Origin of the sequence: Salipiger sp. CCB-MM3 (assembly GCF_001687105.1) — a bacterium.
Taxonomy (GTDB): Bacteria; Pseudomonadota; Alphaproteobacteria; order Rhodobacterales; family Rhodobacteraceae; genus Salipiger.
Map to the genome: position 1 here is coordinate 659,631 of NZ_CP014595.1, position 19,263 is coordinate 678,893.

The 19,263-nt window shown below is 67.3% G+C and carries 15 protein-coding genes and 2 riboswitches; of the genes, 8 read left to right on the forward strand and 7 right to left on the reverse strand.

Annotation, left to right across the window (positions count from 1 at the left end; genetic code table 11):
- Positions 1–40: 40 nt before the first annotated feature.
- A complete protein-coding gene (phnC, locus tag AYJ57_RS03230; RefSeq protein WP_066101126.1) occupies positions 41–859 on the reverse strand; it encodes a phosphonate ABC transporter ATP-binding protein in 819 nt (272 codons plus the stop codon).
- A 289-nt stretch (positions 860–1,148) separates the two neighbouring features.
- On the opposite strand from phnC, the gene AYJ57_RS03235 reads away from it, so the two are divergent.
- The 3 genes from AYJ57_RS03235 to thiD all read left to right on the forward strand — a co-directional run bounded on the left by AYJ57_RS03235 (position 1,149) and on the right by thiD (position 4,764).
- Positions 1,149–2,573: a hypothetical protein gene (locus tag AYJ57_RS03235; RefSeq protein WP_237220187.1), complete on the forward strand. Its 1,425-nt coding sequence runs from the start codon at positions 1,149–1,151 to the stop codon at positions 2,571–2,573.
- A 24-nt stretch (positions 2,574–2,597) separates the two neighbouring features.
- The gene (locus AYJ57_RS03240; RefSeq protein ID WP_066101128.1) at positions 2,598–3,656 is read left to right on the forward strand and encodes a dipeptidase; all 1,059 of its coding nucleotides are present in this window, start codon (positions 2,598–2,600) and stop codon (positions 3,654–3,656) included.
- A gap of 117 nt (positions 3,657–3,773) precedes the next feature.
- Positions 3,774–3,892, forward strand: a riboswitch (TPP riboswitch).
- 62 nt (positions 3,893–3,954) lie between these two features.
- On the forward strand, positions 3,955–4,764 hold the full coding sequence (gene thiD, locus AYJ57_RS03245) for a bifunctional hydroxymethylpyrimidine kinase/phosphomethylpyrimidine kinase (RefSeq protein WP_066101131.1): 810 nt from the start codon (positions 3,955–3,957) through the stop codon (positions 4,762–4,764).
- On the opposite strand, the gene thiE is transcribed toward thiD, so the two are convergent.
- The 4 genes from thiE to fabD all read right to left on the reverse strand — a co-directional run bounded on the left by thiE (position 4,761) and on the right by fabD (position 9,372).
- Complete coding sequence (thiE, locus tag AYJ57_RS03250) at positions 4,761–5,390, reverse strand: thiamine phosphate synthase (protein WP_066101133.1); 630 nt, start codon at positions 5,388–5,390, stop codon at positions 4,761–4,763. The two genes, thiD and thiE, sit on opposite strands and share 4 nt — an antisense overlap.
- Entirely contained in the window at positions 5,387–6,187 is an 801-nt protein-coding gene (thiM, locus tag AYJ57_RS03255; RefSeq protein ID WP_066101136.1) for a hydroxyethylthiazole kinase, read from the reverse strand. Before thiM ends, thiE begins: the two co-directional genes overlap by 4 nt.
- Positions 6,184–7,992, reverse strand: a complete 1,809-nt coding sequence (gene thiC / locus AYJ57_RS03260; RefSeq protein WP_066101139.1) for a phosphomethylpyrimidine synthase ThiC — start codon at positions 7,990–7,992, stop codon at positions 6,184–6,186. Before thiC ends, thiM begins: the two co-directional genes overlap by 4 nt.
- Before the next feature lie 129 nt (positions 7,993–8,121).
- Positions 8,122–8,240, reverse strand: a riboswitch (TPP riboswitch).
- 196 nt (positions 8,241–8,436) lie between these two features.
- Positions 8,437–9,372, reverse strand: coding sequence for an ACP S-malonyltransferase (fabD, locus tag AYJ57_RS03265; protein WP_066101141.1), 936 nt, complete (start codon positions 9,370–9,372; stop codon positions 8,437–8,439).
- Between the two features lie 285 nt (positions 9,373–9,657).
- Between fabD and AYJ57_RS03270 the strand changes: the two genes are divergently transcribed.
- The 5 genes from AYJ57_RS03270 (at position 9,658) to AYJ57_RS03290 (ending at position 14,854) form a co-directional block, all read left to right on the forward strand.
- A complete protein-coding gene (locus AYJ57_RS03270) occupies positions 9,658–10,881 on the forward strand; it encodes an ABC transporter substrate-binding protein (RefSeq protein ID WP_157373937.1) in 1,224 nt (407 codons plus the stop codon).
- Between the two features lie 123 nt (positions 10,882–11,004).
- Positions 11,005–12,864 (forward strand): ABC transporter permease, encoded by a 1,860-nt coding sequence (locus AYJ57_RS03275; RefSeq protein ID WP_066101144.1) that lies wholly within the window; start codon positions 11,005–11,007, stop codon positions 12,862–12,864.
- A complete protein-coding gene (locus AYJ57_RS03280) occupies positions 12,861–13,631 on the forward strand; it encodes an ABC transporter ATP-binding protein (RefSeq protein WP_066101146.1) in 771 nt (256 codons plus the stop codon). The genes AYJ57_RS03275 and AYJ57_RS03280 overlap by 4 nt, the downstream gene beginning before the upstream one ends.
- Entirely contained in the window at positions 13,624–14,325 is a 702-nt protein-coding gene (locus AYJ57_RS03285) for an ABC transporter ATP-binding protein (protein ID WP_066101149.1), read from the forward strand. The genes AYJ57_RS03280 and AYJ57_RS03285 overlap by 8 nt, the downstream gene beginning before the upstream one ends.
- 82 nt (positions 14,326–14,407) lie before the next feature.
- Positions 14,408–14,854, forward strand: a complete 447-nt coding sequence (locus AYJ57_RS03290; protein ID WP_066101152.1) for a MarR family winged helix-turn-helix transcriptional regulator — start codon at positions 14,408–14,410, stop codon at positions 14,852–14,854.
- Between the two features lie 15 nt (positions 14,855–14,869).
- Here the strand turns inward: AYJ57_RS03290 and AYJ57_RS03295 are convergent, their stop codons facing one another.
- Together AYJ57_RS03295 and AYJ57_RS03300 are read right to left on the reverse strand one after the other, a co-directional pair.
- A complete protein-coding gene (locus tag AYJ57_RS03295) occupies positions 14,870–17,977 on the reverse strand; it encodes a multidrug efflux RND transporter permease subunit (protein ID WP_066101155.1) in 3,108 nt (1,035 codons plus the stop codon).
- A 3-nt stretch (positions 17,978–17,980) separates the two neighbouring features.
- Entirely contained in the window at positions 17,981–19,174 is a 1,194-nt protein-coding gene (locus tag AYJ57_RS03300; protein WP_066101159.1) for an efflux RND transporter periplasmic adaptor subunit, read from the reverse strand.
- Positions 19,175–19,263: the final 89 nt, after the last annotated feature.

The following is a 19,263-nucleotide window of genomic DNA, read 5'->3' on the forward strand; positions in this document are numbered from 1 at the left end:
CATATAAGGAATTGGACCCGTCCCGATGGGCCCCTGGTGATCAGACCGCGACTTCCGCAGCCCGGATTTCCGCCGCGACCACCGGGTCGCGGATTTCGGTGGAGGTGGCGTTTTCCGAAAAATCGGCGCCAGCGCCGTAGATGTCGCGCGCGACCCCGGTGGTCAGCTGCGCCGGAGTGCCGTCAAAGACGATCCGCCCGTCGCGCATGCCGATGACCCGGTCGCAATAGCGCCGCGCCGTATCCAGCGTGTGCAGGTTGGCGATCACCATGCGGCCGTCTTCCTCGTGAATGCGGCGCAGGCTGTCCATCACCAGCTGCGCGTTCATCGGATCGAGCGAGGCAATGGGCTCGTCGGCGAGGATCACCTTGGGGTCCTGCATCAGGGCGCGCGCGATGGCGACACGCTGCTGCTGACCACCCGAAAGCGCCTCGGCGCGTTTGGCGGCATGGCCGGCGATGCCGAGCCGCTCGAGAATGTCGATGGCGCGGTGCACGTCCTCGCGCGGGTAGAGGTTGAACATGGTCGACAGCGTGCTGCGCCGCGCCAGCGTGCCGTGCAGCACGTTCGACACCACATCCATGCGCGGCACGAGGTTGAACTGCTGGAAGATCATCGCGCAGTCTGACTGCCACAGGCGCTTGTCCCCGCCCCTCAGTTGCAGCACGTCGCGGCCCTCGAACAGCAAACGCCCCTCGGTCGCATCGGTCAGCCGGTTCATCATCCGCAGGAAGGTCGACTTGCCCGCGCCCGACCGGCCGATGATGCCGATCATCATCGGCCGGTCGACGGTAAAGCTCGCGTTGTCCACGGCGGTGTTCGCGCCGAAGCGCTTCGTCAGTTTCTCGACGGTGAGCATGGTTCCCCCAGACTGTCCGGGGCGCTATGTCGCCCCGAACGGTATCGAGGCTGTGACGCTTCGGACTCAGTTCCATGTCGGTTCCATGAAGCTTTTTTGACGGCGCCATCGCGGCGGCATATCCGGACCTTTTCTCGCGCGCGCTGCCTGCGCCAAAGGCGAAACCCCTCTCCAGCGCGCGCGGCACCCCGGAAAACACCCGCCGCGACGATGACGCAGGGGCATTGCCCTCGCCGGTCAACAGTGGTCTATGTCCGGACTAAAGCCCGCACGAGACTGGACCCCACACGTGCCCATAAGCCTGTCGAAGACCCCTGCCTCCCCTCCCAGCCTGACCGACCGTCTGATCGGGGCCCTGCTGATCCTGATCACCTGTCTGCTCATCCTCAAGGAATGGCATCTGGTCTCCTCCGGGCTCGATTACGCATTGGTCCCCGCCGTGACGCTGGTGGTGGCGCTGCTGGCGACGCAGGTCGCGCCGGGGCGGCGGTTCTTCGTGGCCCTAGCCATCGCGCTTAGCCTCGCCTTGGTCTGGCGCGTCGAAGGCTGGCAGCCGGTGCTGCTGAACGCCTTCCACTCCGCCGGGTTCATCGCTGCCTTCTTTGCCGCGCTCGCCACGCTGCGCAGCGCCGCGCAGCAGGCCAGCTCGATCCGTGCCGCGGGCAATTTCCTCGCGCTGCAGCCGCCGGGGCGGCGTTATCTTGCGCTCACGCTTGGCGGGCAGGCCTTCGCCTTGTTGCTCAACTACGGGGCCATCGCGCTGCTCGGCAGCCTCGCCACCGCCGCGGCGGCGGATGAGCCCGATGAGGAAATCCGCACCCATCGCACCCGCCGCATGCTGCTGGCGATCCAGCGCGGGTTCGTCGCCTCGCTGCCGTGGTCGCCCATGTCCTTTTCCATCGCCATCACCACCGCGCTTATCCCGGGCACCAGCTGGGGCTCTGTGGTGCTGCCGGCGATTGGCACCTCGGCGCTGATCACCCTGACCGGCTGGGCGCTCGACACGATCTTCAAGCCCAAGCTGTCGCATCCACCCGCCCCCCGCGCAGCGCCCGAGGGCAGCTGGGCGCTGATGGCACCGCTGCTGATCCTGCTGGGTCTGCTGGTGGTCTCGGTGCTGATCCTTCAAAGCCTCACCGGCCTGCGCATCATCGCGCTGGTGCTGCTGGTGGTGCCCTGTATGGCCGCCGCATGGGCGCTGCTGCAAAAGCGCGAGGGCAATCCGCCGCTGCGCGAGCGCGCCCGCACCTTCGCCTTCACCGAACTGCCCGCCTATCGCGGCGAGGTGACGCTGCTGATGATGGCCGGCTTCATCGGCACCGTCGGCGCGCCGCTGCTCGCACCGCTGGTCAAAGCCTCGGGCTTCCATCCCGAAGACCTGCCGCCCGCGCTGGTGCTGGTCAGCTTCGTCTGGATCATCCCGCTGCTTGGCCAGCTTGGCATGAACCCGATCCTTGCCGTGACGCTGATCGCGCCGCTGGTGCCCGCTGCCTCCGAGCTTGGCGTCGCGCCCGAGGCCATCGTGGTGTCGATCACCGCGGGCTGGGCCTTGGGGGGCATCAGTTCGCCCTTCACCGCCACCACGCTGCTGGTGGGAAGTTTCGGCAACGTCAGCGCCCGCCACGTCGGTCTGCGCTGGAACGGCAGCTACATGATCTGCATGCTGCTTTTGCTGTCGGCATGGGTGCTTGCCCTCGGCTATCTCATTCTCTGACCTCCAACTCGCGAAAGTTCCCCTATGAGCCTTGCCCAGACCCCGCCCATCTTTGACGGCCACAACGATCTGCTGCTGCGCCTGCTGCGCGGGGCCGTCAGTGCCAGCGACGTGGTCGGCGGGCTGAGCAGCGGCCACATTGACCTGCCGCGCGCGCGCTCGGGCGGGTTTGGCGGCGGCTTCTTCGCGGTCTTCGTGCCCAGCCCCTCGAAGTCGGGCGACGACATGGACGCGATGGCGCAGCCGCAATACGACCTGCCGCTGCCCGAGATGATCCCCCATGCCGAAGCGCTGGAGACCACGTGGAAGGGGGTCGAGGCCTTCGAGGCGCTGGCCGAGGCGGGCGCCATCACCCCCTGCACCACCGCCGCCGAGATCGAGGTCGCGCTGACCGGCCCCAAGATGGCCGCTGTGCTGCACCTCGAGGGCGCCGAAGCCATCGGCCCGGACCTGAGCGAACTGCACGAGCTGCACGCCCGTGGGCTGCGCTCGCTCGGCCCGGTCTGGTCGCGCCCGACGATCTTTGGCAATGGCGTGCCCTTCCGCTTCCCCTCGACGCCGGATATCGGCGACGGGCTATCCGAAGCGGGCAAGCGGCTGGTCAAGGAATGCAATGATCTCAAGATCATGATCGACCTGTCGCATCTCAACGAAAAGGGCGTCGACGATGTGGCCGCGCTGACCGATGCGCCGCTGGTCGCCACCCATTCCAACGCCTATGCGGTCACCCCGCACGCGCGCAACCTCACCGACCGCCAGCTTGCGATGATCGCCGAGAGCGACGGTATGGTCGGCGTCAACTTCGCTTCGGCCTTCCTGCGCCCCGACGGGCGGATGGATCCCTCCTGCAGCCTCGACGTGGTGCTGCGCCACTTCGATCATCTGATCGAGAAACTCGGCGAGGACCGCGTCGGCTTCGGCTCGGATTTCGATGGCGCGACGGTGCCCGAGGGCATCACCGACATCGCCGGTCTGCCCAATCTGCGCGCCGCCATGACCGCCCATGGCTTCGACGCCGCGTTGATGGAAAAGCTCTGCTCCGGCAACTGGCTGCGCGTGCTGCGCAAAACCTGGGGCGCGTAACGCCCGCCCCTTCGTCTAGACGCAAATATCCCGGGGGTCCGGGGGCAGCGCCCCCGGCTCTCCCGCCAGCGCTCCCCAGCCTTTGGGCTTTCGCACCCGGCCGCATCTGCTAGGGTCCTCCACACCTAGGGGGGTCCCGGCAAGGGGCTGAGATACTGCTGGCATGCGTGCGGCGCAGTGACCCTTTGAACCTGATCCGGATCATGCCGGCGAAGGGACAGGTGGAGCTGACCGCATGCCCTCGCCGGCCTCATTTATGGAGGCCGCGCCCTTGACCACCCCCGACATAACTTCCCGTATGCCACCCCGCATCCCCAACGTGCTGACGATCGCGGGCACCGACCCCTCGGGCGGTGCGGGCATTCAGGCCGATCTAAAGGCCTTCAGCGCCAACCGTGCCTACGGCATGAGCGTGATCACCGCCGTGGTCGCGCAGAACACCCGCGGGGTGCGCGCGGTCGAGGCGCTGCCGCCAGAGTTTGTCGCGGCGCAGATCGACGCGGTCTTCGACGATGTGCGAGTCGACGCGGTAAAGATCGGCATGGTCGCCAACGCCGAGATCATCCGCACCGTGGCCGAGCGCCTGCGGGCCCATGGCGCGCGCAGCATCGTGTTCGATCCGGTGATGGTAGCCAAAAGCGGCGACGCGCTGCTCGACCCCGAGGCGGTGGCGGCGCTGCGCGCAGATCTGGTGCCGCTGGCAACGCTGATCACCCCCAATCTGCCCGAGGCCGCCGTGCTGCTCTCGCGCGGGGAGGACTGGAGCGCCGAGGAGATGGCCACAGAACTGCCCGCGCTGGCCGCCATGGGGCCAGAGGCGGTGCTGCTCAAGGGCGGCCATCTGACCGGCAGCCCCGAGAGCACCGACCTTCTGTGGTGGCAGGGACAGACCCGCAGCTACAGCGCGCCGCGCATCGCCACCAAGAACGACCACGGCACCGGCTGCACGCTCTCTGCCGCCATCGCCGCGCTGCTGCCACGCAAGACGCTGCCCGAGGCGGTGGATGAGGCGAAGCGCTATCTGCAAGGCGCGCTGGCCGCGTCGGACCGGCTGGAGGTGGGCGGCGGCCACGGGCCGCTGCACCATTTTCACGAAATGTGGGGCTAGGCCGCGGCCCAGGCGCGGGCAATCTCCCGCGCCGCTGCCGCAGGGTCCGGCTGGCCGCAGATCGCAGAGACCACGGCAAGGCCCTGCGCTCCTGCGTCCTTCGCCGGCGCGGCATGATGCGCCTTCAGCCCGCCGATGGCCACCGCGGGCACCGGGCAAGCCGCCACCTGCGCCGCCAGCCCGTCCCAGCCCACGGGCTGCTTGTGGTCGGGCTTGGTGGGGGTGGCAAAGACCGGCCCGGCCCCCACATAGTCCACCAGCGCGGGAGGGGCCGCCCGCGCCAGGTCCGGGCTTTCCACCGAGAGCCCCAGCAGCATCTCCGGGCCGACGCGCGCCCGCGCTTCGGCGGGGGTCATATCGCCCTGCCCCACGTGCAGCCCGTCCGCACCGATCACCCGCGCGGCCTCGACGTCGTCATTGACGATGAGCAGCGCGCCCGAGCCCGCCAGCGCCGCCTTCAGCGCCCGCCCGGTCTCGATCATTCGCGCGGTGCCGCCGTCCTTGTCGCGCAGCTGCACCATCGTGGCCCCGCCCTGCACCGCAAGACGCGCCGTTTCGACCAGGCCGATCCCGGCGCAGAGGCCGGGATCGAGCACCAGATAGACCGACAGGTCAAAGCGCCTCATGCGGCATCTTCCAGCACGCGCAGATCGGCCCCGGCGTCCAGCGCCTCGGGCGTCAGCGCATGCAGCGCATCGAGGAAGCGGGGCGCGAAACTGCCCGGCCCCGTCGCCCCCTCATGCGCGTGGCTTCCGGCCACGGCGTAATGAGAGAGCGCCGCGACGGTCGCCTCGAACGGGTCGCCGCCGAGCCCCACATAAGCCCCGCAGAGGCCGGTGAGCGAACAGCCAAGCGCGGTGTTCAGCGGCATCCACCGCGAGCCGCCACCGATCCGCACGGCACGGCTGCCGTCGGTGACGAAATCCACCGCCCCGGTCACCGCCACCACGCCGCCGGTCTGACGCGCCAGCGCGCGGGCGGCGGCCTCGGCGGCCTCCACCCCGTCGCGCCCGTCGACGCCCTGCCCGCGACTGGCCTCCCCAGCGAGCGAGAGGATCTCGGAGGCATTGCCGCGCACCACCGTCGGCTTCAGCGCCAGCAATTCGGCCGAGACCCGCCGCCGCAGCCCCGTCGCCTGACAGGCCACCGGATCGAGCACCCATGGCTTGCCCGCCGCCTGCGCCCCGGCGATGGCCGCGCGCATCCCCTCGACAAAGGGCTCGGACAAAGTGCCGATGTTGACCGTCAGCGCGTGGGCGATGCCAGCGAACTCGCCCGCCTCCTCGGCGTCCGAGACCATGGCCGGAGACGCCCCCGACGCCAGCAGCACGTTCGCGGCGATGTTCATCGCCACGTAGTTGGTGATGCATTGCACAAGCGGATTGGTGCCGCGCATCTCCTTCAGCAGCGCGCCAGCGGTCATGCCTTGTCCTCCTCGTTCAGCGGCAGATAAAGCGCGCCGCCCTCGCGGAATTTCTCTGCCATCTTCGCCATGCCCTCTTTCTGGGCCTCGGCGCGGATGTCGTGGCTGATCCGCATCGAGCAGAACTTCGGCCCGCACATGGAGCAGAAATGCGCCACCTTATGCGCCTCCTTGGGCAGGGTCTCGTCATGCATGGACCGCGCTGTGTCGGGATCGAGCGCGAGATTGAACTGATCCTCCCAGCGGAACTCGAAGCGGGCGCGCGAAAGCGCATCGTCGCGGATCTGCGCCGCCGGGTGGCCCTTGGCGAGATCGGCGGCATGGGCGGCGATCTTATAGGTGATCACCCCGGTCTTCACATCGTCGCGGTCCGGCAGGCCGAGGTGCTCCTTGGGCGTCACGTAGCACAGCATCGCCGTGCCGAACCAACCGATCATCGCCGCCCCGATGCCGCTGGTGATGTGATCATAGCCCGGCGCGATATCCGTGGTGAGCGGCCCGAGCGTGTAGAACGGCGCCTCGCCGCAGGTCTCAAGCTGCTTGTCCATATTGGCCTTGATCTTGTGCATGGCCACATGGCCCGGCCCCTCGATCATCACCTGACACTCGTGCTTCCACGCCACCTGCGTCAGCTCGCCCAGCGTCTCCAGCTCGGCAAACTGCGCCTGATCGTTGGCGTCGGCGATGGAGCCCGGGCGCAGCCCGTCACCCAGCGAGAACGACACGTCATAGGCCCGCGCGATCTCGCAGATCTCGTCGAAATGCTCGTAGAGAAAGCTCTCGCGGTGGTGGTGCAGGCACCATTTGGCCATGATCGAGCCGCCGCGGCTGACGATCCCCGTCACCCGGTTCACCGTCATCGGGATCATATGCAGCCGCACGCCGGCGTGGATGGTGAAGTAATCCACCCCCTGCTCGGCTTGCTCGATCAGCGTGTCGCGAAACACCTCCCAGCTTAGATCCTCGGCGATGCCGCCGACCTTCTCCAGCGCCTGATAGAGCGGCACCGTGCCGATGGGTACTGGCGCGTTGCGCAGGATCCAGTCGCGGATGTTGTGGATGTTGCGCCCGGTCGACAGGTCCATGACCGTGTCAGCCCCCCAGCGCGTCGCCCAGACCATTTTCTCCACCTCCTCAGCCATCGAAGAGGTCACCGCCGAGTTGCCGATATTGGCGTTGATCTTCACCAGAAAGTTGCGCCCGATGATCATCGGCTCAAGCTCGGGGTGGTTGATGTTCGCCGGGATGATCGCGCGGCCCTTGGCGATCTCGTCGCGCACGAACTCCGGCGTCACATGGTCGGGGATCGACGCGCCCCAGTCCTGCCCGTCCCGTTCCAGCTGCGCCTTGGCGGCCTTGCGCCCGAGGTTCTCGCGGATGGCGACGAACTCCATCTCCGGCGTGACGATCCCGGCGCGGGCATAGGCCATCTGGGTGACAGCCTTGCCGTCCTTGCCCCGGCGCGGCGCGTGGCGGACCGGAAACTCGGGCACCAGACGCGCGCCTTCGGCAAAGCCGTTGTCCTCGGGCTTCACATGGCGGCCATCGTAGCTTTCGGTGTCGGCGCGGGCGCGAACCCAGCCCCCGCGCAGGCGCGGCAGACCGCGGTCGATGGCGATCTCGGCGCCGGGATCGGTATAGGGGCCGGAGCTGTCATAGACGGTCACCGGCGGCTCACCGGCGGACGGATGCAGGTCGATCTCGCGCATGGGCACGCGGATCTGCGGGTGCAGCGCACCCTCATGCCAAACGCGGCGCGAGGCGGGCAGCGGCCCGCAGGTGACTGTTGGGGTCAGGTCTTTCATCGGTCGGAGCCTCCAAGCTCGAAGCGGTGGAGACCCAGTTCCGGTGCGTGAATGGGGTGACATTGCTGCGGGCAAGGCACGGGTCTGCCCCGCTTGTCCTATCCGCAAGATCCGGGGCGCAGAGCCCCCGGCAACGCCAGTGCACCATCCCTACGCCAGTATGAACTGGATCAGGTTCGTCGGGTCACTGCGCTGCGCGAACGCCAGCAGAATCTCAGCCCCTTGTCGGGACCCCCCGGGTGAGTGGCGCCACCCTGCGGCGAGTCGGGTCGGGCGTCAAGGTGCGGCCTCGGCCCGGCGGGGCGCGGGCGAAGGCGGTCGGAGGCGTACTTGTGGAACAATGAAAGGCGCTGGTCGCGCCCAGCATGCACACGCCCGGAATGCACGAAGGGCGGCGCCGCATGGCACCGCCCTTGTTTGCTGTTGGCTGAGCTGAGGCGCGCCTCAGACCGCTTCGAGCGCGGCCTTTACGTCATCGGGCGCGCCGATGTTGCGCAGCGTGGCCGGGCGGTGAATGCGCTTCACCATACCCGAGAGCGCTTTGCCCGCGCCGATCTCCCAGAACTCATCCGCGCCCTGCGCGACCATATACTCGACCGACTCGCGCCAGCGCACCGAGCCGGTGACCTGCTCGACCAGCAGCGCACGGATGCGGGCGGGATCGGTCACCGCCTCGGCGATCACATTGGCCACCAGCGGCACCTTGGGCGCGGTGATGTCGACCTGCTCCAGCGCCTCGGCCATGACCTCGGCGGCGGGGGCCATCAGCGCGCAGTGGAAGGGGGCGCTCACCGGCAGCAGCAGCGCACGCTTGGCGCCCTTCTCCTTGGCGATCTCCACGGCGCGCTCGACCGCAGCCTTGTCGCCCGAGATCACCACCTGCGACGGGTCGTTGTCATTGGCCGCGGCACAGACCTCGCCCTGCGCGGCCTCTTCGGCGACGGCGCGGGCGGTGGCCAGATCGAGGCCCAGCAGCGCCGCCATGGCGCCCTGACCCACCGGCACCGCCTGCTGCATGGCCTTGCCGCGGGTGCGCAGCAGTTTCGCCGCATCGCCGACGCTCAGCGCGCCCGCGGCGGTCAGAGCCGAATATTCGCCCAGCGAGTGACCCGCGACGAAGCTGGCCGCTCCGATCTCGATGCCCTCGGCCTCGAGCGCGCGCATCGCCGCCAGCGAGGTTGCCATAAGCGCGGGCTGGGCGTTTTCGGTGAGGGTGAGCGTCTCGATGTCGCCGTCCCAGATCAGCGACGAGAGGCTCTCGCCCAGCGCCGCGTCCACCTCGTCGAACACGGCTTTCGCCGCCGGATAGGCCTCGGCCAGCGCCTTGCCCATGCCGATGGTCTGCGCCCCCTGACCGGGGAAGATGAAGGCTCGCGTCATGATCGTCTCTCCTAAGGCTCGCGCGGTCGGGTTCTGGCGCGCTTTGGCGCGCAGTCCTAGCGCCAAGCGCCCCGTCGCGCAACGCCTCCGCTGAGCGTCCCCATAGGCTTCTTCTCTTCAAAAATACGCCGGGGGAGCCGCGCCCCGGCGCGGCGGGGGCAGCGCCCCCGGGCAACGGCGCCAACCGAAAACTCCCGCACAGCACCTTGGTAAGAGGCGACGTTCCGGCGTAAGAGGGTCGTAGCGGTCTGCCCCCGCGCCGCGCAACAGGAGAAAGACGCCGCAATGACCCTGCTTCGACGCACCGTTCTCGCCACCGCCGCCGCATTGGCGCTGGTCCCGGCCGCCGCGCTCGCCCAGGAGAGCACCGATGCCCCGATCAAGATCGGCGACATCAACCACTACAAGCGCCTTGCAGCCTTCGCCGAGCCCTACCGCAAGGGCATCGAACTGGCGGTCAGCGAAATCAATGCGGACGGCGGCGTGCTGGGCCGTCCTCTGGAGTTCGTCTTCCGCGACGATCAGGGCGATCCCGCCGAGGCGGTGCGCATCGCCGAGGAATTGATGACCCGCGACGGCACGGTGATGCTCACCGGCACCATCCTCAGCAACGTCGGGCTCGCGCTCAGCTCCTACGCCGCCGAGAAGCAGCACGTCTATCTCGCCTCCGAGCCGCTGGCGGACACTCTGGTCTGGGGCTCGGGCAATCCCTACACCTTCCGGCTGCGCACCTCGACATGGGTGCAGGCGGCGATGCTGGCCGAGCAGGCGGCAACCACCGACGCCATCCGCTATGCCACCATCGCGCCGAATTACGCCTATGGCACCGAGGCGGTCGAGGCCTTCAAGACCAACCTCAAGCGGCTCAAGCCCGAGGTGGAGTTCGTCGCCGAGCAATGGCCCGCGCTGTTCAAGATCGACGCCGGCGCCGAGGTACAGGCGCTGGAGCGCTCCAAGCCCGACGCGATCTACAATGTCACCTTCGGCACTGATCTGGCCAAATTCGTCCGTCAGGGCACCGACCGCGGCCTCTTCGACGGGCGCGACGTCTACGGGCTGCTGACCGGCGAGCCGGAATATTTCGAGCCGCTCGGCGAGGAGGCCCCCGAGGGCTGGTTCGTCACCGGCTATCCTTGGTATGATTTCGCCGCGGACACGCCTGGCGGTGCCTTCGTCGGAGCTTATGAAGAGATGTTCGGTGAAACCCCGAAGAACGGCAGCAACGTCGGCTATCTGACCGCGCTCTCGGTCGCCGCCGCCATCGAACGCGCCGGCAGCACCGAGACCGAGGCGATCCGCGAAGCCTTCGAGGGGCTCGACATTCCCGACACGCCGATCGGGCCGCTGCACTACCGCGCGCTCGACAACCAATCGACCTTGGGCGCCTACGTTGGCACCACGGCGCTGAACGATGCGGGCGAAGGCGTGATGGTGGACTGGTCCTACAAGGACCCCACACCCTACATGCCCTCCGACGAGGACATCCGCAAAATGCGCCCCGCCGACTGAGGCGCTCCGGGGGAGGCCGCGCTGCCTCCCCTTTCATCTTTCCGCAAATACTCCGGGGTGAATTGGCCGCAAGGCTATGAGGGGCAGCGCCCCGCCCCCTTCCCCATCCGAGCCTTCCCCACCATGGCCTTCTTCCTCGCCCAGTTCCTGACCGGCCTCGCCAATGCCGCGGCGCTGTTTCTCGTGGCCTCAGGGCTGTCGCTGATCTTTGGCGTCACGCGGATCGTGAACTTCGCGCATGGGTCCTTCTACATGCTCGGGGCCTTTATCGGCGTGACCCTGATGGAGGTGCTGCCGGGCGCGGTCGGCTTCTGGGGAGCGATCGTGCTGACCGGGCTTGCCGTGGGGCTGATCGGCGCGCTGGTCGAAGTGATCGTGCTGCGCCGCATCTACCGCGCGCCAGAGCTCTTTCAGCTTGTGGCCACCTTTGGGGTGATCCTCGTCATTCAGGATCTGGCGCTGATGATCTGGGGTGCCGAAGACCGGCTCGGCCGGCGCGCGCCGGGGTTGCGCGGGGTCTGGCGCATCTTCGGCGAGCCGGTGCCCAAGTATGACATCGTTCTGATCGCGCTCACGCCGGTCATCCTGCTGGCGCTGTGGTATCTGATCACCCGCACCCGGCTGGGTATCCTCGTGCGCGCCGCAACGCAGGACCGCGAGATGGTCGGCGCGCTGGGGGTCAATCAGGCGTGGCTCTTCACCGGGGTCTTCGCGCTCGGCTCGGCGCTGGCGGGCTGGGGCGGCGCGCTGCAACTGCCCAAGGGCGGGGCCGATCTCCTGATGGATTTTAACATCATCGGCGCGGTCTTCGTGGTGGTGGTGATCGGCGGCATGGGCAGCCTGCCGGGGGCCTTCATCGCCTCGGTGTTGATTTCTGTGCTGGGGGTCTTCGGGGTGACCTACCTGCCGCAATCGACGCTGGTGCTGATGTTCGTGGTCATGGCGGTGGTGCTGATCATCCGCCCCTATGGTCTGCTGGGCCGCGAGGAGGTGGCGGGCGAGCATGGGCAGGTCGGCGCGCCCGAGACGCCCATCCGTCCCTATGGCCCTTTCGGGATGGCGCTCACCGCCCTACTGCTTGCAGCCCTCGCCGCGCTGCCGCTCTTTGCCGACCAGTTCCTGATGGTGCTGGTGATCGACATCGTGGTCTTCGCGCTTTTCGCCGCCAGCCTGCATTTCATCCTCGGCAGCGGCGGGCTGGTGAGCTTCGGGCATGCGGCCTTCTTCGGCGGCGGGGCCTATGCCGCGGCGCTGCTGGTCTACCACACCGAGACCCCGATGGAGCTGGCCTTCCTCTTCGCGCCGCTGGCAGCGGGGCTGCTGGCTCTGGGTATCGGCTGGTTCTGCATCCGCCTTTCGGGGGTCTATTTCGCCATGCTGACACTCGCCTTCAGCCAGCTTGTCTGGTCGCTGGCCTTCCAATGGCGCAGCGTCACGCGCGGCGACGACGGGCTGATCAACATCTGGCCGGCAGACTGGCTGAACGGCACTATGCCCTATTACTACTTCACGCTGGCCTTCGGCGTGGGCGGCATCCTCACCCTGCGCCATATCATTCATGCGCCCTTTGGCTACGCGCTGCGCTCCGGACGCGACAGCCCGCGGCAGGCCGAAGCCATGGGGATCAACGTCAAGCGGGTGCAGCTGATGGCCTTCGCGCTGGCCGGTATGATGGCGGGGCTCGCGGGCGGCCTCTTCGTCTTCTCCAAGGGATCGGTCTTTCCCACCGAGCTTGAGATCGTCAAGAGTTTCGACGCGCTGATTGTGGTCTTCCTCGGCGGGGTGAAGACGCTCGCGGGCGGCGTGGTGGGTGCCAGCTTCATGACCACGGTCGAGCACTGGCTCACCCGGCTTGAATACTGGCGGCTGCTGCTGGGGCTGGTGATCATCGCCGTGGTCATCCTGATGCCCGAGGGCATCGTCGGCACCCTGCGCAGGCTGGCGGGCCGTCTGCACCACAGCGACGAGGAGCAGAGCCGATGACCGAGATCCTCCGCGCCGAGCACCTGCGCAAAAGCTACGACGGCTTCCTCGCGGTCGAAGACGTCTCCTTTTCCGTGCGGCAGGGCGAGCTGAAGGCACTCATCGGCCCCAATGGCGCGGGCAAATCCACCTGCTTCAACATGCTCTCCGGGCAGCTCAGGCCCACCGCGGGCGAGGTCTATCTCGGCGGTGCGCGGATCACCGGTCAGCGCCCGCGTGACATCTGGCGTAAAGGTGTCGGGCGGACGTTCCAGATCACCGGGACGTACCGGTCTATGAGCGTCATCGAGAACGTGCAGATGGCGCTGATCAGCCACCATGGGCGCATCTTCTCTTTCGGAGCGCGGACGTGGAAGCTCTATCGCGACGAGGCGCTGGAATTCCTGCGCACGGTCTCGCTCGAAGATCAGGCCGACCGCCCCTGCTCGGTGCTGGCCTATGGCGATCTCAAGCGGCTGGAACTGGCCATTGCGCTCTGCCACCGCCCGCGCCTTCTTCTGATGGACGAGCCGACGGCGGGCATGGCCCCCTCGGCGCGTATCGAGCTGATGCAGCTGGTCGCCGACATTGTGCGCGACGAGGGGCTGTCGGTGCTGTTCACCGAGCACGACATGGATGTGGTCTTTGCCCATGCCCATCACATCATGGTGCTGAACCGGGGCCAGCTGATCGCCGACGGCAGCGCCGAAGAGGTGCGCCGCGATCCCAAGGTGCAAGAGGTCTATCTGGGCGGCGGGACGCTGTTCAAGGAGGCGCAGGATGCTTGAGCTCAAAGGCATCCACAGCTTCTACGGCAAGGCGCATATCCTCAGCGATCTGAGCTTTGCGGTGCAGCGCGGCGAGGTGGTGGCGCTTCTGGGGCGCAACGGGGCGGGCAAATCCACCACGATGAAATCGGTGATGCAGCTGCTGCGCCCGCGACAAGGCTCGGTGCGCTTCGAGGGGCGCGAGCTGGTGGGGCTGCCTGCCTATCGGGTCGCCAAGGCCGGGCTCGGCTATGTCCCCGAGGACCGGCGCGTGTTCACCGATCTGACGGTGCTGGAGAACCTCGAGGTCGGGCGCCAGCCCCGGCGTGAGGGCGCGCCGCATTGGACCGTCGAGCAGCTGTTCGAGCTTTTCCCCAACCTCGCCGAGCGCCGCAACAACCGCGGCAAGCAGATGTCGGGCGGCGAGCAGCAGATGCTGAGCATCGCACGCACCCTGATGGGCAACCCGGCGCTGCTGCTGCTCGACGAGCCCTCCGAGGGCATCGCGCCGGTGATTGTCGAGCAGATGGCGCGCAGCATCGCGGCGTTGAAATCGCAGGGGCTGACGGTTCTCATCTCCGAGCAGAACCTGCATTTCGCCCGCGCCGTGGCAGACCGGGCGATCATCCTCGAATCCGGGCAGAAGAAATTCGACGGCAGCTTTGAAACGCTCGAAAAACAACCAGAAATCCGCGACGCCTATCTTTCGGTCTAGCCATTGACGCCAAATAGCGCCAATCACGATTGCCGCAGCCGCCGCCGCGCCTTAGGTCTGGAAGGACCGGAGGACTTTGCGCTTGGCCGATATCTCCAAACCCGCCTGCAGCACGACGCAGGACTATCACCTCGACGAGCAGGTGGGCTATCTGCTGCGGCGTGCCTACCAGCGCAACTGCACGATCTTCTCGGACAAGATCGACGGCGCGCTGACCCCGATGCAGTTTTCGGTGATGCACCGGCTGGCCGAAATGGGGCCGATGTCGCAGAACTTTCTGGGCCGGTCCGTCGCCATGGATGGCGCGACCACCAAAGGCGTGGTTGACCGGCTGAGCACGCGCGGCCTCTTGCACACCGAGCGCGATCCCAAGGACAAGCGCCGGCAGTTGGTGTCGCTGACCGATGCCGGACAGGCCATGGTGAACAACACCGTCGCGGGCGTGCTTGCCGTCACCGCCGAAACCCTGTCGCCGCTGCGGGCGCGCGAGCGTGAGACGTTGATCCGCCTGCTGCAGAAAATCGTCTGACGCCCGCGCGGCGCGTCAGGCCGTGCCGCCGCTGACCCTTCGCACCAGCCGCATCACCAGCACGTAGAACCCCGGCACGAGGAAGATGCCGATCACCGTCGAGGCCAGCATGCCGCCGATCACCCCGGTGCCGATGGCGTTCTGCGCCGCCGCCCCGGCCCCGCTGGCGGTGGCCAGTGGCACCACCCCGAGGATGAAGGTCAGCGCGGTCATCAGGATCGGCCGCAGGCGCAGCTGCGCCGCCTCTTGCGCCGCCTGTGCGATGCTGCGGCCCTGCGCGCGCAGGTCTTCGGCAAACTCGACGATGAGGATAGCGTTGCGCGCCGCGAGGCCGATCGTCGTCAGGATGCCAACCTTGAAGTAGACGTCGTTCGACTGGCCAAAGAGATAGGCCGCCAGCAGCGCGCCCAACAGCCCCACCGGCACCGACAGCATAACCGAGAAGGGGATCGCCCAGCTCTCGTAGAGCGCCGCCAGCGCAAGGAAGACCACCAGCCCCGAAATCGCGTAGAGCAGCGGCGCCTGCGCGCCCGACTGCTGCTCCTGATACGACAGGCCAGTCCACGCCAGCGCGTAACCGCCGTCCATGTCACTCACCAGTTCCTGCATCACCTCCATCGCGGTGCCGGAACTGACGCCCGCCGCGGGCGAGCCGGAAACTTCGATGGCCGAGGTTGCCGAATAGCGCTGCAGACGCGGCGCCACCGGCTCCCACTTGGTGGTCATGAAGGCCGAGAAAGGCACCATCTCGCCATCCGAGTTCTTGGCGTACCAATCCATGATGTTGTCCGGCTGCATGCGGTGCTCGGCATCCGCCTGCACGATCACCGGCCGCAGTTCCGAGCCCATGATAAAATCATTCACCTCATCGCCCGAGAAGATCACCGAGAGCATCGAGTTGATCTCGGACAGCGTGAGGCCAAAGCTCTCGGCCTTCTCGCGGTCGATTTGGATGCGCAGCGCGCTCTCGTCCTCGGTGCCCGAGACGCGCACGTTGGCAATCTCTGGCCGCGCCGCGGCCTCTGCCTCCAGCGCGTCCGCGGCGTCCTGAAGGGATTCGATGCCATTGCCAGCCTGATCGACGAGGTAGAAGGAAAAGCCCCCGGTGTTGCCGAGCCCGCGAATTGCCGGCGGCTGCATCACCATGATCTGCCCGGCGCGGCTCGAGGCGAAAGCGGCAGTGGCACGTGCCGCCACGGCGCTGGCCGAAAGCGCAGGATTGTCCTCGCGCTCTTCGAAGTCGCGCAGCTTGACGAAGACCATCGCCTGGTTCTGGCCCGATCCGCTGAAGCCAAAGCCGAGCGAGGCAAAGGTGCTTTCCACCGCCTCGCCTTCCTGATTGAGCAGATAGTCCTCGACCTGTTCCAGTGTGGCCAGCGTCTGCTGGGTGGTGGCGCCTTCGGTGAGATTGATCATCGTCATCAGCACACCCTGATCCTCGGTCGGGATGAACGAGGAGGTGAGCCGCTCATTGACCAGCCACGCGCCGCCCAGCGATCCCGCCAGCACAAGCAGCACCAGCGCGGGCATCTTCAGCGACCAGCCGACGGCGCGGCCATAGCCCTCGGTCACCTTGGCAAGGCCGGTGTTGAACCAGCGCGCCGGGGGGAATTTCGCCGGGCCATGCGCGGGCTTCAGCAGCCGCGCCGACATCGGCGGCGAGAGGATAATCGCCATCACCAGCGACAGCGCCATCGCCGCCACCATGGTGATCGAGAACTGCCGGTAGATCACCCCGGTCGAGCCGCCAAAGAAGGCCATGGGCAGAAACACCGCCGCCAGCACCACGTTGATCCCCACAAGGGCGCTGGTGATCTGGCTCATCGAGCGTTTGGTCGCCTCATAGGCCGAGAGCTTTTCCTCCTCCATCAGACGTTCGACGTTTTCGACGACGACGATGGCGTCATCCACCAGCAGGCCGATGGCGAGCACCATGGCGAACATGGTCAGCGTGTTGATCGTGTAGCCCGTCGCCATCAGCACGCCGAACGTGCCCAGCAGCACCACCGGAACGGCGATCAGCGGCACCAGCGTGGCGCGCCAGCTTTGCAAGAAGATCATCAGCACCGCGAGCACCAGCACGATCGCCTCGAAAAGCGTGTGGTAGACCTGCTCGATCGACAGCTCGACAAACGGCGAGGTGTCATAGGCGGTGCGGAACTCCACCCCCTCGGGCAGCGCGCTGCTCAGCGTGTCGAGCTGCGCGCGGACCCGTGCGGCGGTGTCCACGGCATTGGCGCCGGTCTCGAGATTCACCCCGAAGCCCGAAGAGTTCAGCCCGTTGAACCGCGAGTCGCCGCCGTAGTCCTCCTGCCCGATTTCGACCCGCGCCACGTCGCCCAGCCGCACCACGCCGCCCTCTTCGGACGAGCGCAGCAGGATAGAGTTGAACTCTTCCACCGTGGTCAGCTGGCTTTGGGCGGTGATCGTGGCGGTGAACTGCTGGCCACGCGTGGTGGGCTGCTCGCCCAGCGAGCCCACCGAGACCGTTGAGTTCTGCGCTGAAACCGCGCTGGTCACATCCGAGGCGGTGAGCTGGTAGCGCGCCAGCGACAGCGGATCGAGCCAGATGCGCATGGCATAGCCAGAGCCGAAGCTTTGCACGCCGCCCACCCCTTCGAGCCGCTCTATCGGCCCTTCGACACTGGTCGACATGATGTCGCCCAGCTCCAGCGTGCTGTAAGTGCCGGTGGTGTCGACCAGCGCGCCAACCATCAGGATCGACGAGGACGAGCGCGAGACGCTCACGCCTTGGCTCTGCACGGCGGTCGGCAGACGTCCCTCCACCTGACTGACCTTGGACTGCACGTCATTCTGCGCGTCCACCGGATCGATGCTTTCGTCGAAGATGATTTCGATCGACGCGCGCCCCTGCGACGAGCTGGAGGTCATGTAGAGCATGCCATCGAGGCCGGTCATCGCGTCTTCGATCTCGCGGGTGACCGAGTTCTGCACCGCCTCGGCGGTGGCGCCGGTGTAGGTGGCAGAGATGCGCACCGAGGTGGGCGCAATGTCGGGATATTGGCTGACCGGCAGGGTGACCACGGCGAGCGCGCCGCCCAGCATGGTGAGGATCGCCAGCACCCAAGCGAAAACCGGGCGCGCAATAAAGAAGTTACCCATGGATCAGCCCTCGTTCTCCGAGGGCGCGCCGCCGAAGCTTTCGGCCTCACCATCGCTGCGGGTGACCACGCCAGTCTCCGAGATCGCCACCTCCACCGGGGTGACCGATGCGCCGTCCTGCAGGTTGCGCAGACCGTCGACGATCAGCTGCTCTCCGGCTTCGACGCCTTCGCTCACCATCCACGCGTTGTTGTAGCTGCCATCGTAGGTGAGCGTGCGTTTCACCGCCGTGCCGTCCTGATAGACAAAGGCAGTCAGCGTGCCGTCAGAGGCGCGCGAGGTGGCGTTCTGTGGCACCAGAACGGCGGGCGTGGTGCCGAAGGTCAGCTTCACGCGCAGGAACTGTCCCGGCAGGATGCCCCGGCGCGGGTTGTCGAAGCGCAGGCGCACCACCGAAGTGCCGGTGGTGGTCGACACGCTGACCGGCGGCGAAACAAAGGTGCCCTGCCCTTCGAACATCGCGCCATTCTCCAGCTCCAGCTCTGCCTCGATCCTCTCGCCGCGATTGAGCGAGCCCTGATCGAGCCGCGCGCGGGTCTGCTGGATGCGCGTGATCGACTCCTGCACGTCGACATAAATCGGGTCGATCCGCGTCACGGTGGTCAGCTCGTCCGACTGGTTGGCGGTGACCAGATCGCCGACAGACACCTCCGGCAGCACCGCGATGCCGTCAATCGGGCTGGCGATCTCGGTGCGGTCGAGATCGAGCTGCGCCAGTTCCAGAGCCGCCTGCGCCGCGCTGAGCGTCGCCTTGGCCTGCATCACGTCGACCTCAGCAGTGTCCACATCCGCCGCCGTCACCCCGGTGCCGACCAGCTTTTGATAGCGCGAGAGCGTCGCTTCGGCGCTGCGCTGCGCCGCCTCGGCGCCCGCCACATCCGCCTCTGCCGCCGCCACATCGGCCTGATAGGTGTCGCCGTCGATGCGGAAGAGCACGTCGCCCTTTTTCACGTCGCTGCCCGGCTCGTAGAGGATTTCCGAGATCACCCCGTCGACGCGCGGGCGGATCGCCACTTCTTCGAAGGCGGTGGACCGCCCCGGCAGCGTCACCGAATAGGGAACCTCGGCCGTCTCAAGGGTGATCACCCCGACCTCACGGGCGGCTTGCTGCGCGTGCAGCGCAGCGTTGGGCAGGATCAGCGCAAAGGCAGTTGCAAGGGCCCGTGCGGTGCGGGCGGCGGTGCGGCGATGCGCCATCTTCGTCTCCTTCGGTCGGTCGCGCGGGTAGGACGTTCCCGCACGAAGCCTTGTTACGCCGGCAAGATGACTTCCCGTCGCGGCATTTC